18 protein-coding genes and 1 riboswitch are annotated in these 16491 nt (G+C 48.0%); of the genes, 4 read left to right on the top strand and 14 right to left on the bottom strand.

Going from position 1 to position 16491, the window contains the following annotated elements; translation table 11 throughout:
- Positions 1–133: 133 nt before the first annotated feature.
- Together RH061_RS01740 and RH061_RS23065 are read left to right on the top strand one after the other, a co-directional pair.
- Positions 134–415, top strand: a complete 282-nt coding sequence (locus RH061_RS01740; protein ID WP_311073474.1) for a YgaP family membrane protein — start codon at positions 134–136, stop codon at positions 413–415.
- A gap of 93 nt (positions 416–508) precedes the next feature.
- Positions 509–622, top strand: a complete 114-nt coding sequence (locus tag RH061_RS23065) for an EYxxD motif small membrane protein (protein WP_396654847.1) — start codon at positions 509–511, stop codon at positions 620–622.
- On the opposite strand, the gene purD is transcribed toward RH061_RS23065, so the two are convergent.
- From purD to RH061_RS01670, 14 genes are all read right to left on the bottom strand, one after another.
- Positions 600–1862, bottom strand: coding sequence for a phosphoribosylamine--glycine ligase (purD, locus tag RH061_RS01735; protein ID WP_311073473.1), 1263 nt, complete (start codon positions 1860–1862; stop codon positions 600–602). The two genes, RH061_RS23065 and purD, sit on opposite strands and share 23 nt — an antisense overlap.
- Positions 1863–1916: 54 nt before the next feature.
- Positions 1917–3455 carry a bifunctional phosphoribosylaminoimidazolecarboxamide formyltransferase/IMP cyclohydrolase gene (gene purH / locus RH061_RS01730; RefSeq protein WP_311073471.1) on the bottom strand — a complete coding sequence of 513 codons (1539 nt, stop codon included), beginning with the start codon at positions 3453–3455 and terminating at the stop codon, positions 1917–1919.
- The gene (gene purN / locus RH061_RS01725) at positions 3434–4036 is read right to left on the bottom strand and encodes a phosphoribosylglycinamide formyltransferase (protein WP_311073470.1); all 603 of its coding nucleotides are present in this window, start codon (positions 4034–4036) and stop codon (positions 3434–3436) included. Before purN ends, purH begins: the two co-directional genes overlap by 22 nt.
- A complete protein-coding gene (gene purM, locus RH061_RS01720) occupies positions 4033–5076 on the bottom strand; it encodes a phosphoribosylformylglycinamidine cyclo-ligase (protein WP_311073469.1) in 1044 nt (347 codons plus the stop codon). Before purM ends, purN begins: the two co-directional genes overlap by 4 nt.
- A 229-nt stretch (positions 5077–5305) precedes the next feature.
- Positions 5306–6718, bottom strand: a complete 1413-nt coding sequence (purF, locus tag RH061_RS01715) for an amidophosphoribosyltransferase (RefSeq protein ID WP_311073468.1) — start codon at positions 6716–6718, stop codon at positions 5306–5308.
- Positions 6703–8919 (bottom strand): phosphoribosylformylglycinamidine synthase subunit PurL, encoded by a 2217-nt coding sequence (purL, locus tag RH061_RS01710; protein ID WP_311073467.1) that lies wholly within the window; start codon positions 8917–8919, stop codon positions 6703–6705. Before purL ends, purF begins: the two co-directional genes overlap by 16 nt.
- Positions 8903–9589, bottom strand: coding sequence for a phosphoribosylformylglycinamidine synthase subunit PurQ (purQ, locus tag RH061_RS01705; protein ID WP_311073465.1), 687 nt, complete (start codon positions 9587–9589; stop codon positions 8903–8905). Before purQ ends, purL begins: the two co-directional genes overlap by 17 nt.
- The gene (gene purS, locus RH061_RS01700; protein ID WP_311073463.1) at positions 9586–9840 is read right to left on the bottom strand and encodes a phosphoribosylformylglycinamidine synthase subunit PurS; all 255 of its coding nucleotides are present in this window, start codon (positions 9838–9840) and stop codon (positions 9586–9588) included. The genes purQ and purS overlap by 4 nt, the downstream gene beginning before the upstream one ends.
- Positions 9833–10546 (bottom strand): phosphoribosylaminoimidazolesuccinocarboxamide synthase, encoded by a 714-nt coding sequence (gene purC, locus RH061_RS01695; protein ID WP_311073462.1) that lies wholly within the window; start codon positions 10544–10546, stop codon positions 9833–9835. Before purC ends, purS begins: the two co-directional genes overlap by 8 nt.
- Positions 10547–10628: 82 nt before the next feature.
- Positions 10629–11921 carry an adenylosuccinate lyase gene (gene purB / locus RH061_RS01690; RefSeq protein ID WP_311073461.1) on the bottom strand — a complete coding sequence of 431 codons (1293 nt, stop codon included), beginning with the start codon at positions 11919–11921 and terminating at the stop codon, positions 10629–10631.
- Entirely contained in the window at positions 11918–13078 is a 1161-nt protein-coding gene (gene purK / locus RH061_RS01685; RefSeq protein ID WP_311073460.1) for a 5-(carboxyamino)imidazole ribonucleotide synthase, read from the bottom strand. Before purK ends, purB begins: the two co-directional genes overlap by 4 nt.
- A complete protein-coding gene (purE, locus tag RH061_RS01680) occupies positions 13065–13547 on the bottom strand; it encodes a 5-(carboxyamino)imidazole ribonucleotide mutase (protein WP_311073459.1) in 483 nt (160 codons plus the stop codon). The genes purK and purE overlap by 14 nt, the downstream gene beginning before the upstream one ends.
- A gap of 135 nt (positions 13548–13682) precedes the next feature.
- Positions 13683–13784, bottom strand: a riboswitch (purine riboswitch).
- A gap of 115 nt (positions 13785–13899) precedes the next feature.
- Complete coding sequence (locus RH061_RS01675; RefSeq protein WP_311073457.1) at positions 13900–14106, bottom strand: NETI motif-containing protein; 207 nt, start codon at positions 14104–14106, stop codon at positions 13900–13902.
- On the bottom strand, positions 14103–14645 hold the full coding sequence (locus tag RH061_RS01670) for a DUF2179 domain-containing protein (RefSeq protein ID WP_311073455.1): 543 nt from the start codon (positions 14643–14645) through the stop codon (positions 14103–14105). Before RH061_RS01670 ends, RH061_RS01675 begins: the two co-directional genes overlap by 4 nt.
- A 228-nt stretch (positions 14646–14873) precedes the next feature.
- Between RH061_RS01670 and RH061_RS01665 the strand changes: the two genes are divergently transcribed.
- Together RH061_RS01665 and RH061_RS01660 are read left to right on the top strand one after the other, a co-directional pair.
- Positions 14874–15239: a cytoplasmic protein gene (locus RH061_RS01665; RefSeq protein WP_311073454.1), complete on the top strand. Its 366-nt coding sequence runs from the start codon at positions 14874–14876 to the stop codon at positions 15237–15239.
- 340 nt (positions 15240–15579) lie between these two features.
- On the top strand, positions 15580–16437 hold the full coding sequence (locus RH061_RS01660) for a manganese catalase family protein (RefSeq protein ID WP_311073452.1): 858 nt from the start codon (positions 15580–15582) through the stop codon (positions 16435–16437).
- Positions 16438–16491 lie beyond the last annotated feature (54 nt).

The following is a 16491-nucleotide window of genomic DNA, read 5'->3' as shown; positions in this document are numbered from 1 at the left end:
TCCCCTTTTCTCTATGTTAAAAGAAGTAAGTGTAAGCCCTTACATTATTGTACTATCGTAACATATTTCACTGTTTAACGCATTAAAGAATTTCAAATTAATTGTAAAAATGGAGTAAAGGAGCGATGAGTAAATGAATGTACGTCCGAATATCGGAATAATCAACGCACTCATCAGGATTACAGCTGGTCTGACAATCCTGGCATGGTCGACATCAAAAATGGTAAAACGTCCATGGAAGGATTCCTATATCTTCATGGCAATGATGGGCGCAATGAAAGTCGGCGAAGGAATTGTCCGCTACTGTCCGCTGACAGCTGCGTATGAAAAAGGCCAGGACATGATGGAGGACCGGAACGCGGAGAACGGGGAGAACGGGGATTCTGAAGGCTGGATTCCTTATAACCCAAGCTGACCTGAAAGGCACAAGATGCCTTGTCCAGCCTCGACATTACCCTAACACAAAAGCCCCCAAACTCTGGGGGCTTACTAAAAAGGAGATGATACTATGTTCTGGGAATATATCATGGACGTCAGCTTCGTCTGGATCGCATTGGTTGGAAGCATCATTGCCCTTTTGCTCGTTTATATGAAAGGCTCTAACAAGAGACGTGCCCGATAGCCCTGCTGCCAATGTCCCTTCGGTAAAAGGTTTCCGGGCAGTCCAGTTTTTCAAGCTCAGCATATACCTTTTGCTGTGCTTCTTTTAACGATGCCGCTTTTGCACCCACGAGCAGCACTCTGCCGCCATTGGTCACAAACTCTCCATCACTGTTTTTCGCTGTGCCCGCATGAAACACCTGCGACATATTTTCGATGCCCTTCAATACAGCGCCTTTTTCATATTCTTCTGGATAGCCATTGGCCGCGACGACTACGCCGACCATTGCTTCCTCATGCCATTCAATCTTTGGCTTATTTCCTTCCAGCACTTCTAACATTACTTCGACCAGATCAGATTTCATCCTTGGCAAAATAACCTGCGTTTCCGGATCTCCGAAGCGCGCATTGAACTCAATCACCTTAGGGCCTTCTTCGGTCTCGATCAGCCCTGCATACAGAATTCCCGTGAAGCTTCGGCCTTCCATCTCCATCGCGATCGCTGCCGGCTGAAGGATTTGCTCCACTGCAACATCAATTGAAGCCTGTCGGATGTGAGGCACAGGGGAATAGGCACCCATGCCGCCTGTATTCGGTCCCCTATCGCCGTCGAAGGCTCGCTTATGGTCCTGGGCGATTTCAAGAGGAATCACATTGCCGCCGTTCACAAACGCCATCAGCGAAAACTCTTCTCCTGTTAAAAATTGCTCCATCACCACGCTGGCAGATGCCTCGCCGAATTTGCTGTTCAGCAACATTTCCTGCAAAGCCAATTCTGCTTCCTTTACTGTCATCGCCACGACAACGCCCTTGCCGGCCGCCAGTCCGTCCGCCTTGATGACAATCGGCGCTCCGACCTGGCCGAGATAATCACGGGCCTCAGCATAATCAGTGAATGTTTCGTATGCAGCTGTAGGAATGCCGTATTTTTTCATCAGGTCCTTCGCGAACGATTTGCTGCCTTCGATGAATGCAGCAGCTTTGGAAGGACCGAATACCTTTAGCCCTTCTTCGATGAAACGATCTGCCAGACCCTCAAGCAGAGGAACCTCAGGACCGATGATCGTCAGCCCGATTTGCTCCTCCTTTGCAAAAGATACAAGTCCATCCAAATCCGTTTCATTGATGCCGATCAGTCTTGCACAACCTTCCATACCCGGGTTGCCCGGAGCTACAAATACCTCTGACACAAGCGGACTTTCGCTGACCTTCCGGCAAATCGCATGCTCCCGTCCGCCTTTGCCAACCACAAGAACCTTCATATCACGCACCCCCGTAAAATTCAGAACTGCTTATCATCTATTACTTTCCTGATATCAATGCTTGAAATGCCTTACGCCTGTAAACACCATTGCAATGCCATATTCATCCGCTTTTTTGATAGAATCGGCATCGCGCACTGATCCACCCGGCTGGATGATCGCCGTGATACCGGCTTTTGCCGCTGCTTCGACAGTGTCATCCATCGGGAAGAACGCATCAGATGCGAGCGCTGCTCCATCGGCTTTAGACCCGGCCTGTTCCAAGGCAATTTTAGCGGCACCGACACGGTTCATTTGTCCTGCACCGATTCCGAGCGTCATATCTTTATTCGCCACGACAATCGCATTGGACTTAACATGCTTAACAACTTTCCATCCGAGCTTCAACGCTTCCCACTCGGCTTCCGTCGGTTCACGTTTCGTCGGCACGGAGATTTCCGCTTCATCAAATCCAAATGTATCTTGTTCCTGAACGAGCAAACCGCCTTCAATTGAAGATAGTGTATTTTCTTTTGAAGCTTCCCCATCAAAAGAGACCTTCAACAAGCGAAGATTCTTCTTCGCCGTTAAAATTTCAAGTGCTTCCTCGCTAAAAGAAGGAGCGATGATAATCTCAAGGAAAATTTCATAAAGCTTGCGAGCAGTCTCACCATCGACTTCGCGATTCAAGGCGATGATGCCGCCAAAAATGGAAACAGGATCCGCTTCGAAAGATTTTCCGAAAGCATCAAATATGTCCTTGCCCGCGCCAACTCCGCATGGGTTCATGTGCTTGACCGCAACCGCAGCAGGCTCAGAGAATTCTTTTACAATCTGCAAGGCAGCGTTCGCATCATTGATATTATTATAGGAAAGCTCTTTTCCGTGTAGCTGTTCAGCTGCCGCCACCGAAAATGCCGAGCCAAGCGGCTTCTGGTAAAAAGCAGCCTTCTGATGCGGATTTTCGCCATAGCGAAGACTTTGCTTCAACTCGTAAGTGACCGTCATTTTTTCCGGCTGTTCCTCGCCAGCGAGATTCGTCATGTATTCAGCAATCAGCGCATCATAAGCAGCTGTATGGCGGAATACCTTCGCAGCCAAACGGCGGCGCGTTTCCAGCGTAGTTTCGTTCTGTGTTTTGTACTCTTCAATCACCTGCTGGTAATCTGCAGGATCCACTAGCACGGTTATGTATTGATGGTTTTTTGCTGATGCACGGAGCATCGCCGGACCGCCGATATCGATGTTTTCAATCGCATCCTCTGGCGTTACACCAGGTTTTGAGATCGTTTCTTTAAAAGGGTACAAATTCACGCAGACTAGCTCGATTTTTTCGATTTCGTTTTCAGCCAGCTGACTCTGGTGCGATGTGTCGTCATACTTCGCAAGCAGGCCGCCATGGATTTTTGGATGCAGCGTCTTCACACGCCCCTCAAGGATCTCCGGAAAACCGGTCACATCGCTGATCCCAATGACTGGCACGCCGCCATCCTTCAGCGCTTGTTTTGTGCCTCCAGTCGAAACGATCTCAAACCCAAGCTGTACAAGCTCCTTCGCTAACTCAACAATTCCTTCCTTATTTGAAACACTGATCAGTGCACGCTTTTTTCCCATTGTACTGCCTCCTCTTCTCCGTTCAACAGCTGCTCCAAAACTTCTGGATACAAACTGTGTTCAATCCGCTGTATTTTCTTCTGAAGGGTCTCTTTCGTCTCGCCGGGAGCGATTTTCACAGCCGTACTCGCGATGATCGGCCCGGTATCCATCCCTTCATCGACGAAATGGATGGTCACTCCGGTTTTCGTTACTCCCGCTGCCAGCGCCTGGCCAATGGCATCCTTCCCTGGGAATGCAGGCAATAATGACGGGTGGATGTTGAGAATTTTTCCTTCATAAGCCCCGAGCAATGTCGGCCCGATGAGGCGCATATAGCCGGCAAGGACAATCATATCGATTTCAAGTCCAGCAAGCTTTTGTAAAATCTCTGTCTCATATGCCGCCTTGGAAGCATAGCTCTTCGGACTGATGACGAGTGCCGGAATCCCGAGCATTTCGGCGCGATCGACCGCAAAAGCGCCAGGCTTGTCGCAAACGAGCAAGCTAATTTCAACATTCAATGTGCCAGCCTGGGCCGCGACCGCGATTGCTTGAAAATTGCTGCCGCTGCCCGATGCAAAAACAGCTATTTTTTTCATACCCGCTCACCAGCTCTTTTCATCTGGATCCCTTCTGAACCAGTAACTGTGCCGATGATCGAAGCCTTCTCACCCTGCTCGTTAAAATACTTCACCACTTCATGGGCAATATTTTTATCAACAGCTGCCACCATGCCAATGCCCATATTAAATGTATTATACATTTCCGTTCGCTCAAGTTGTGCTAAAGACTCCAACGTTTTAAACACCTGAGGAATCTCCCAGCTGCCTTCCTCAATTTCAGCGCCAAGCCCTTCTGGAAGCATCCTTGGGATATTTTCAATAAAACCGCCGCCAGTAATATGGGCAAGTCCTTTAAGCTCGAACTGCTTCATCGCGGCAAGCACCGATTTTACATAAATGCGCGTCGGTTTCAGCAGCTCCTCGCCAAGCGTACAGCCGAACTCATCAACATACCGGTCAAGCTCCCAGCCGGACTGTTCGAAAAATACCTTCCGTACTAGCGAGTAGCCATTGCTGTGGATGCCGCTTGACGCCAGACCGATCAGCACATCGTCTTCCTTGATTTGCTGGCCGGTGATTATATCAGCTTTTTCACAGGCTCCGACCGCAAAACCAGCCAAATCGTATTCTTCCGGAGAGTACATCCCCGGCATTTCGGCAGTTTCACCACCGACAAGCGCGCAGCCAGCCTGCTCACAGCCATCTGCAATCCCTTTGACAATCGCCTCGATTTTTTCAGGCTGAGCCTTGCCGCAGGCGATGTAGTCGAGGAAATATAATGGCTCCGCTCCCTGGACAACGATGTCATTCACGCACATCGCGACAGCATCTATGCCGATTGTATCATGGCGGTCCATCATAAAGGCGAGCATCAGCTTCGTGCCGACCCCATCCGTTCCCGAAACGAGAACTGGTTCCTTCAGATCAAGGCTGGAAAGGTCGAACATCCCGCCGAAACCGCCCAGCGCCCCCATTACACCAGGCCGGACTGTCCGATTCACATGCTTTTTAATCCGTTCGACCGCCTCGTACCCGGCCTCAATATCCACACCAGCCTGCTTATACGCATTTGCCATGTTCACTACCTCCGATTTGGCTGTTTAAATTTATTCTAAGTGACAAAAGAGCCAGTCTTTTTACGGCCATTTCTCTGATTGCGTAAAAAGCTGGCGGAATTGCACAAACACTCATCATAATTGCACAAAGAACTTCAGTATTTGCACACATAATCCATTTAATTGCACGAAAACCCGCTGTAATTGCACAATTCCCCTTTATTTGGAATAACACTTCAGAAAGCTCTGATCAGCACTTCTGCCCGGCAGGCACGGCCTGCGGATAGATTTCCGTCGGGTACTTCCCTGTGAAACATGCCAGACACTGGCCGCGCGTCTCTCCGCCATCATTGCGCCCAATCGCCTCGAGCATGCCCTCGACACTCAGGAACGTCAATGTGTCAGCACCGATTAACTGACGAATCTCTTCTACCGAATGTTCAGAAGCGATCAGCTCCTCTCGAGTCGAAGTATCAATTCCGTAAAAGCACGGATTCTGGATTGGCGGCGAGCTGATGACGACATGGACCTCGGTCGCACCCGCCTCCTTTAGCATTTTCACAATCCGGCGGCTAGTCGTGCCGCGTACAATCGAGTCGTCCACCATAATAACACGCTTGCCCTCAACGATTCCGCGCACCGGCGAAAGCTTCATCTTCACCCCTTGTTCCCTCAATGACTGGGATGGCTGGATGAAAGTACGGCCGACATAGCGGTTCTTGATCAAACCCATCTCATAAGGAATGCCAGATTCCTCTGCATACCCGATCGCTGCAGAAATACTGGAATCCGGAACACCCGTCACAACATCAGCCTTGATCGGAACTTCCTTCGCCAGCTGCTTGCCGAGGTTTTTACGGGCTGCATGCACGTTGATTCCGTGAATGTTGCTGTCCGGTCTTGAAAAATAAATATATTCCATCGTACAGATGGCCGTGGTTGAATTCATAGAGTACATTTCAGAATGCAAGCCGTCTGCATCAATCACAAGCAATTCGCCTGGCAGGATGTCCCTGACAAACTCAGCGCCGATGATATCAAACGCGCATGTTTCAGACGCGACGACATAAGCGTCACCCAATCTGCCCAATGAGAGCGGGCGCAGGCCATGCGGATCGAGCGCGACCATGAATTCTGTCTCGGTCATGATCAAAAAGGCATAGGCACCCTTCAGCATCGGCAAGGCATTTTTCACGCGGTCCCTCAGCTGGCTGAAGCCGCCCCTCTTTATTAAATGTGCGAGCACCTCGGTATCAGAACTAGTCTGAAAGATGCTGCCTTGTGCTTCAAGCTGGTTCCTTAGTGCATCTGCATTTACGAGATTGCCATTATGCGCAAGAGCCAGGCCGCCGCTTTGCGATTGGAACAAAAGCGGCTGGACATTCTCGTAGCCGCCTCCTCCTGCAGTTGCATAGCGGACATGGCCGATGGCACCGACACCCTGGAGGTCTTCCATCGCATCTGCAGTGAATATTTCCGTCACTAGCCCTTCGCCTTTCCGGCCCTTTAGCTGCTGGCCATCACTGACAACGATGCCCGTGCCTTCCTGACCGCGATGCTGCAGGCTGTGAAGACCGTAATAGGTGATTTGTGCTGCCTCGGGATGTCCCCAGATTCCAAAAACGCCGCATTCCTCATTCAAGCCTTTTAGTTCAGCAAGCATGGGATGGCTCCTTTCCAGGCCTTCTTCAGCCCCTCTGCATCATGATTGATCACGTTCTCCCCGTTTATATCAATCTTTAAAACTGGCGTATCGACGACTTTACCGATCAGCACCGCGTCTGTTAAACTTTCAAACTCAATTTGGTGCTCTGGTTTTACCGATAAAATAAAGCGGGATTGCGATTCGCTGAATAAGGCTGATACAGCGTTGCCATCCAGTACAACCCTGGCTCCAAGCCCCTTGCTGCCAATCACGGACTCAGCAAGCGCCACTGCCACGCCGCCCTCTGCTACATCATGTGCAGAAGACACAAGACCATTTTTAATCGCTGTTAAAATTTGAGCTTGATAGCTTGCTTCCACTTCTAAATCGAGTTCAGGCGCCTTGCCGAATATCCGTCCATACATCATCTTCTGCAGCTCGCTCCCGCCAAACTCATCCTTCGTATCGCCAAGCAGATAAATCAGGTCACCTGCATTTTTAAAATGTTGAGTCGTGACATGCTGCAAGTTTTCAACAAGACCGACCATGCCGACAACCGGTGTCGGATAGACAGCTGTGCCATTTGTTTCGTTATACAGACTCACGTTTCCGCCGATAACAGGTGTGCTCAATGTCCGGCAAGCTTCGCTCATGCCATCGACCGCTTTTTCAAACTGCCAGAAAATCTCCGGCTTTTCCGGATTTCCGAAGTTCAGGCAATCCGTGATCGCCAATGGCTCTCCGCCAGAGCAGACGATATTCCGTGCCGCCTCCGCAACAGCAATCTTTCCGCCTGTTTCCGGATCAAGATAGATATAGCGCGAGTTGCAGTCTGTCGTCATCGCGAGGCCCTTCTCTGTGCCGCGAATCCTTACCACCGCTGCATCCGAACCAGGTGAAACGACCGTGCTCGTGCGCACCATATGGTCATATTGATCGTAAACCCACTCTTTGCTCGCAATCGTTGGCTGCTGCAGCAGCTGCAAGAGAGTAGCTCCGTAGTTTTCAACATTAGGAATTTCATTATCCATCGACTGGAACTCTCGGAAATAAGCCGGTTCACTGGAAGGTTTGTAATAGACAGGTGCCTCTTCAGCGAGCGCATCAGCCGGCACCTCGGCCACCACTTCCCCTTTATGTAAAAGGCGGAGCATCTTGTCGTCCGTTACTTTTCCGATTGCCACCGCTTCAAGCTCATACTTTGAAAAAAGATCGATGATTTCCTGTTCACGGCCTTTTTCAACGACAATCAACATGCGCTCCTGTGACTCTGAAAGCATCATTTCATAAGCCGTCATGCCTGTTTCTCGCTGAGGCACAAGGTCAAGATTCATCTCGATTCCTGAACCAGCCTTACTAGCCATCTCTGCAGAAGAGCTCGTCAAACCAGCCGCACCCATGTCCTGGATGCCGACAAGCGCATCATTTTTCACAAGCTCAAGGCAAGCTTCCAACAGCAATTTTTCCATGAACGGATCGCCAACCTGGACAGCAGGGCGCTTTTCTTCAGACGCCTCATTCAATTCCTCGGAAGCAAAAGTAGCACCATGGATTCCGTCACGGCCCGTCTTCGCACCAACATACATCACCGTATTGCCGACACCATGCGCCTGGCCCTTCTTGATGTCCTCATGGTTGATCAGTCCTACGCACATCGCGTTAACTAAAGGATTGCCCTCATATGCAGCATCAAACTGGACTTCGCCGCCAACTGTTGGAATGCCTATGCAGTTTCCATATCCGGCAATTCCGGCAACAACCTGTTCAAACAAATATTTCACGCGTGGTGATTCAAGTTCACCGAAACGGAGGGAATTCAATAATGCGATTGGCCTTGCTCCCATCGAAAAAACGTCGCGGATGATGCCGCCGACACCTGTGGCAGCACCCTGGTAAGGCTCGATCGCGGAAGGATGGTTATGGCTTTCGATTTTGAACACGACCGCCTGGCCATCGCCAATATCCACGATACCCGCGCCTTCTCCAGGCCCCTGTAAAACACGCTCGCCAGTGACAGGGAATTTTTTCAACACAGGCTTGGAGTTCTTATAGCTGCAGTGCTCTGACCACATGACCGAGAACAAACCTGTCTCTGTATAGTTAGGAGTACGTCCAAGAATCTTTTCGGCAGAAGCAAACTCGCTGTCTGACAGTCCCATTTCACGATAAATTTTATCCTGTTTAATTTGCTCTGGACTTGGTTCAAGCATTAAGCGCATATGCTTCCCTCCATTGTTTGACGATTGATTTGAAAAGCTTCAGCCCGTCGGCGCCGCCAAGCAGCTCGTCGACCGCGCGCTCCGGATGCGGCATCATACCGAGGACATTGCCTCGCTCATTGATGATTCCCGCAATATTCTCCAGGCTTCCGTTCGGATTCTCTCCATTGTATGTGAACACGATTTGATTATTAGACTTTAAACGGCCAAGTGTTTCCTCATCGCAATAATAGTTGCCTTCACCATGCGCAACCGGAATCGTGATGATCTCGCCTTTTTCATAGCCAGCCGAAAACATTGTTTCGTTATTCTCCACCTTCAGCTCCACCTGCTTGCAGATGAACTTCAGGCTGTCATTGCGTCGCATTGCCCCAGGCAGCAATCCTGCCTCCAGCAGAATTTGAAAACCGTTGCAGACACCTAGCACCGGCTTCCCTGCTTCAGCCGCCTTTACGACTTCTTTCATGACATTGCTGAACTGCGCGATTGCGCCTGATCTTAAGTAATCGCCATATGAAAATCCGCCAGGCAATAGCACCGCGTCATAGTCTTCTAGACTTTCAGCGTCATGCCAGACATACTCCGCTTCTTCGCAAAGCTCATCCTTTACCGCATGGTACATGTCGATGTCACAGTTCGAACCCGGAAAAACGATCACTGCAAATTTCACTGTGCAACAACCTCCTCGACTTCGTACCTGTAGTCCTCGATTACCGGATTCGCCAGCAGTCGCTCACACATTTCCTTCACCGCTGAATCTATATCCTTCACGCTGTCATCCAAAGTCAGCTCCATATACTTGCCGATGCGAACCTCCTGGATACCTTCATACCCATGAGTAGCCAGTGAGTTTTTCACAGCCGTTCCTTGAGGATCCAGAACACTTTCCCTTAACGTTACATACACCTTCACTTTATACATGCATTTGTCCTCCCAATCTCGTTAAAATGGTTTCGTAAGCATCTGTCAGATTCCCCAAATCACGGCGGAATACATCCTTATCAAGCTTCTGCTGTGTCTCCATATCCCACAGGCGGCACGTATCAGGCGAAATCTCATCAGCCAGCAAAATCTTCCCCTCTGCGTCCTTGCCGAACTCAAGCTTGAAATCAATTAAAGTAACGCCAATCTCCGCGAAAAACCCACTCAGAACGTCATTGATTTTCAAAGCCGCTGCCTTCAGCTCAGCCACTTCTTCTTTTGTAGCCAGTTCCAGCACATCAACATGCTCATCCGTAATCAGCGGATCCCCAAGCGAATCATCCTTCAGATAAAACTCAACAATCGACCGTGGAAGCTGTTTCCCTTCCTCAACACCAAGACGCTTAGAAAAGCTGCCGGCAGCAACATTCCTGACAACCACTTCAAGCGGAATGATTTCAACACGCTTCACCAGCTGCTCATTTCCAGAAATTTTTTCGATAAAATGCGATTGGATTCCCGCTTCGCGAAGCTTCAAGAATAATAGACTTGTAATCTCGTTATTCAATCTCCCCTTGCCGACAATCTCCGCTTTCTTCTCACCGTTGTACGCCGTCGCCGAATCCTTGTATTGAACCCTTACAACCTGCTCATCATCTGTCGCATAAATCCGTTTCGCTTTCCCTTCGTATAACAGCTCTTCCATTTTAACGCCCTCCGATTGAGATAATTAGCAATCTTCAGTCACTTACAGATAAAAGAAGGGCAAGAAATCTTGCCCGTTCTTATTAAAGTCCTAGTCTTTCAAAAATCATATCCACATGTTTGATATGGTAGTTGTAATCGAAGCAGTCATCGATTTCAGCTTCACTTAAAAGTCCGGCGATTTTTTCATCGCTCTCGATGAGGCTGCGGAACTGCACCTGATTCTCCCACGCTTCCATCGCGCGAGGCTGGACAGTATCATACGCTTCTTCACGCGACATGCCCTTGTCGATCAAGGCTAGCAGCACGCGCTGTGAGTAGATCAAGCCAAGCGTCCGGTCCATATTGCGCTTCATGTTCTCCGGGTAAACCGTCAAGTTCTTCACGATATTGCCGAAACGGTTCAGCATATAATTCAATGCGATTGTCGCGTCTGGTAAAATAATTCTCTCTGCAGAGGAATGGGATATATCACGCTCATGCCATAATGGCACATTCTCGTAAGCAGTTGTCATATAACCGCGGATGACACGAGCCATACCTGTCATGTTTTCAGAGCCAATCGGGTTGCGCTTATGCGGCATCGCCGATGAACCCTTCTGACCTTTCGCAAAAAACTCTTCAACCTCGCGAGTTTCACTCTTTTGCAGGCCGCGAATCTCCACCGCGAATTTTTCAATCGAAGTTGCAATCAATGCAAGCGTCCCCATATAAAAAGCGTGGCGGTCACGCTGCAAAGTCTGAGTCGAAATCGGTGCCGGCTTCAGTCCTAATTTTTCACAGACATACGATTCTACGAATGGATCGATGTTGGCATATGTCCCGACCGCACCGGAAATCTTGCCGAACTCGACATCACGGGAAGCCATTTTGAAACGCTCAAGATTGCGCTTCATTTCTTCCAGCCATAGCGCCAGCTTCAAACCGAAAGTCGTCGGCTCCGCATGAACACCATGTGTACGGCCCATCATGACTGTGTATTTATGTTCTTTGGCTTTATTAGTCAGGATTTCAACAAAGTTTTCAAGGTCCTTAAGCAAAATCTCATTCGCCTGCTTCAGCACATATGATAAAGCGGTATCCACCACATCTGTAGAAGTCAGGCCATAATGCACCCATTTGCGCTCTTCGCCCAGTGTTTCTGACACCGCCCTTGTAAAAGCAACGACGTCATGACGCGTCTCTTCCTCGATTTCCTTGATCCGGTTAATATCAAAAGAAGCATTCTCGCGGAGTTTCTTTACGTCATCCTTAGGGATCTCGCCAAGCTCTGCCCATGCTTCACATGCAAGAATCTCAACCTCGAGCCATGCTTTAAAGCGATTTTCCTCCGTCCAGATTGCTCCCATTTCCGGTCTTGTATAACGATCTATCATCTCTTTTGTCCTCCGATCATTTCTGCTGCGCCTTTCCAAATTTCGCTTCTATCAGCCTCATCAAGCGCGATTTCCACTGTGTCTCGTAAAAGGGTCACATGCCCCATCTTCCTCTTATACTTCGCTTCTTTTTTGCCATATAAGTGAATCTTCCAATCCTGCAATTCAGCGATTCTTTCCAGCAGTGGCTGCTGATGCTGCCCCAGGATATTCACCATCACAGCCGGCTTCAGCAAATTCGTACTACCCAATGGCCAGCCGCAAACTGCCATGATATGCTGCTCGAACTGCGAAGTCTCACATGCTTCAATACTATAATGCCCCGAATTATGCGGCCTTGGAGCCAGTTCATTTATGTAAATTTCATCATCGGCAGCCAAAAACATCTCAACTGCAAGCGTCCCAATTAATCCTAACGCCTCCGCAATCTGTTTCGCTGCTTCTACTGCCTTGGTCTCAGCTTCCATACTGATTCTTGCCGGCACAATGGTCTGATGCAGGATATTTTCCACATGGACATTTTCTGCGACCGGGAAAATCGCAGTCTCACCATTCGTACCGCGAGTAACAATCACCGAGATTTCTTTTTCAAAAGGAATCCATTTTTCCAGTACACAAGTTCCCTGGCTGACAAGTGTTTCAGCCAAATCCATATCATCCTTGGACCTGATCACAAGCTGCCCTTTGCCATCATATCCGCCACGAGCTGTTTTCAGGACAGCTGGCAGCCCCAGTTTTTCGACTCCATCCCTGACATCTTCCACTTTTGCGACCACAGCATAAGGTGCGACCCTTACACCTGCTGCCTCGATATGGCGCTTCTCTTCTATCCTGTCCTGAGTGACCCGCAGCAATTCCGTTCCCTGCGGCACATAAGCATATTTATTTAGCCATTCAAGAGCATCCGCATCAATGTTCTCAAACTCGTACGTGATCACATCACTTTGTTCAGATAGCTGCTTTATTTTATCCAGATCATCATAGCTGCCGACAATTTGCTCGTCAGCCACCTGGCCGCACGGACAATCCTCTGTTGGATCAAGTACGATCACCCTGAATCCCTTCGCCTTAGCTGACTGCGCCATCATCTTGCCCAGCTGCCCGCCGCCGATGATCCCGATTGTCTCTCCTGGTAAAATCAATTTAGACAAGCTCATCACTGCTTTCCATCACTGACATTTTTGTTTCTTCTCTCAGCCGCTCCAACCTTTCGGCAACTTCACCATCAAATGCACCCAATATCTGAGCCGCCAGTAATCCGGCGTTCGTGGCACCCGCTTTCCCGATTGCGACCGTCGCAACTGGCACGCCGCCAGGCATCTGGACAATCGATAATAGTGAATCCAATCCGTTGAGCGCCCTTGACTGCACCGGTACCCCGATGACCGGCAGCGTAGTCTTGGCCGCTACCATACCTGGCAAATGCGCTGCTCCTCCAGCTCCAGCAATGATGACTTTTATTCCTTCTTCCCTGGCCTTCTCAGCAAACTCAAACATCAAATCCGGCGTTCGATGTGCTGAAACGACCTTCTTTATATAAGAAACCTCGAGCTGATCAAGTATGTCACATGCATGCTTCATCGTTTCCCAATCCGATTTGCTCCCCATTATGACTGCAACCGTCATGATCCTGACCTCCCTTTGGAGTGTTAAAACAAAAAACCCGGATTGACCGCTTCCTCTAAATAGAAGAGAAAGTAGTCTGTCCGGGTGTGCAAGCAAAGAAATCCATAAGTGAACGCAGATTTCTTTTCCCTTCACTTAAAAACTACTTTCCCTCATAGTCCGGCAATTTACGGTTGCCAGGTAGAGACTCATGGGCCATATCCCCATTATTATACGAGGGAAAAACTAAATTTCACTTTTGACATCTACATATTACCAGCCGTTTCGACTTTTTGTCAACCAATAATCGAACATTAATAAAGTAATTATTTTTCATTGTTCGTGTTTTGGTGCTTTAAACGGATAACGCAACCTATGCCTCCACCGGCTTAGCCTCAAAAATGATCTGTCTGCCTGCAGGTTCATACTCGACTGCCCCGTTCTTCTGCACTTCCTTGAAGATGGGTTTCTCCATCCTCCTTACGGGCGCATAGCCATCCTTCTTCATTCTATTAAGACAATCATCGATTGATTCATGTTCACCGACTTCATACATCTGTTTCTTTTTACCCTTGCTCATGAAAACAGCTTTCCTTTCCGCACCGATTTTACCCAGAACCCGCCATGGATCGATTTCGGCTCATACGCGATGATGAAAGCCTTCGGATCCAGTTCCTTGATTTTCTCATACAGCTTCAATTCATATTTACGCGGCGTCAAGATTTGCATCGCCATCCGGTCGCCCTCAAGGCCGTGAGCAGCCCAATCCGTCACACCATAGCCAAGTGCACGCAAAGACTTCGGCAGATCCACATCATATTCCTTTGTTATCACATTGATCGTAATATAGCCAAGTGCCAGCTTCTCTTCAATCTTCATCCCGACAATGACACCAATTCCATAGCCGACAGCATACGCAATCAAGTTCTGTATCTCATTTAAATTTTCAAGCACCAGCCCAAGCCCAACAACATAAATCACAACCTCAATTGTGCTAAGCCCGGCAGCCAGGTAACGCTGCCCCTTCAAAGTCAAGATCATCCTGATTGTAAAAAAAGACACATACACGATATTGATGATTAAGATGATGGCCACCATGACAAAACTATTCTCCAGCATTTAAACACCCTCCAGACATCTCTTCTAATAAGCCTTAATGTTCGCATTAATCCAATGTCTTGTAAAGCAACTTGCAAATTCCCTATTAAAAAGATACCTTATTTTAAGGTTTCCTGAACCTTAAGATTTGAAACTTCTTTCCATAAAAAATGGTCATGGATTGACGTTCCGCTATCCTTGTTGAATAATATGGAAGAGTATACCAAATAGAGAGAGGGAGTCTAACGATTGTTCTATCGCCGCAAATTTTACATAGTCAAAAATGAATTCATAGAACCATTCAATACATTATTTAACGATATTAACTTGCCTAACCAGCTGAAATACGGAGCACGGTTAATCGGCAGGTGGATGTTGCCGCATAATGAGGAAACTACAGAAGTCTTCGCTATTTGGGAATATGATCACTACGAGGCTTACCTCGATATAGAAACCAATGTCAGAAGCGACAAAGAACATCTTAAGCGAATTCAGGACTGGTACGAGGAACATGGAGGGAAGGAGTTTGTGCAAAAGCAATATTTCTTGGAAGCAAGAAATGAAAAGCTGGTTTCCACTCTCTCTTTAAATAAAAAAACATCAAGCCATTTGTGATATGGCTTGATGTTTAAGACTTTAAATCTTAAAGGCTGTTACCGTATCCTTCAATGAGTCTGCCATGGTAGACAGATTGTTTGCTGAGGCTGTTATTTCCTCCATGGAGGCTAATTGTTCCTCAGCCGAAGCAGCAACATTCTGGCTGTGCAAGGATGACTCTTTTGAAATAGAAGCAATCCCATAAAGGAATACCGTAAGACTTCGATAACTGTTTGGTTCGTATTGTCATCAGTTCACTGTGCGGTGGATAATTTTATACAAATACATGCAAGGAATAATAGCTCATAATGTCAGGCATCATATACAAGAACTTTTATACAAAAGGTGGCTGATTCGAATGTATTTCTATAAAGAAGATTTGATTAATATGATAGTGCCTGATAAACCTGATCCCCACGCCGCAAAAGTACTCCAGGAAGCCCTTGGTGGACAGTTTGGCGAAATGCGGACAATGATGCAGTTTTCATTCCAGAGTGCCAACTTCAGGGGAAAAGCTAAACAATACCGCGACCTTATCAGGGGCGTATTCCTCGAAGAGCTTTCACATGTGGAACTGGTTCAATCAACAATCAATCAGCTTTTGAATGAGTCTGGTGGCGATATGCCGGGCAATCAGGCATTGGATGAGGCCCCATTAGATGATGTCATTCAATCCGGCGCAAATCCTCATCACTATATTATTGGGGCAAAAGCCTCCCTGCCAGTCGATGCAGGCGGCAACCCATGGAATGGTTCTTGGGTTTATGACCACGGGAATTTAGCTGCAAATCTCTTAAATAATGTTGTATTAGAATCAACCGGTGTCCTTCAAAAATCAAGGATTTATGAAATGAGCGATAATAAAACATTAAGGGAAACGATCGCTTTCTTGATTGTCAGGGACAATGCCCACCAAAATGCTTTTGCTAAAGCTTTGGAAACGCTAGGGGTGGATTGGGGCAAATTGTTCCCGATTCCAAATTATGATTTAAATAAGTATCCAGAGTGCCGCAAATATGTAGACTTGGGCTTCCATAATGCACAATTCAATTTCCGGCTGGATGATACCAGGATTGGAGAAATCTTTCAGGGACAAACCCCTAGCAGAAACGGCGGCAATTTATCGGTTATTGACCCGCCTAAAGGCTATCCAGTGCCTGAAATGCCAGATATGCCAAATGAGCATGCTCCAGGTTTATATGATTTAAATAATTAAAATTATTATCTACAAAAAAAAGAACAGCCATTTAGCAGGCCACTGAAAATCTGC

Origin of the sequence: Mesobacillus jeotgali, from assembly GCF_031759225.1 — a bacterium.
Classification (GTDB): Bacteria; Bacillota; Bacilli; order Bacillales; family Cytobacillaceae; genus Mesobacillus; species Mesobacillus jeotgali_B.
The sequence above is the reverse complement of the archived record's forward strand: the minus strand, read 5'-3'. Positions and strand labels throughout refer to the sequence as shown.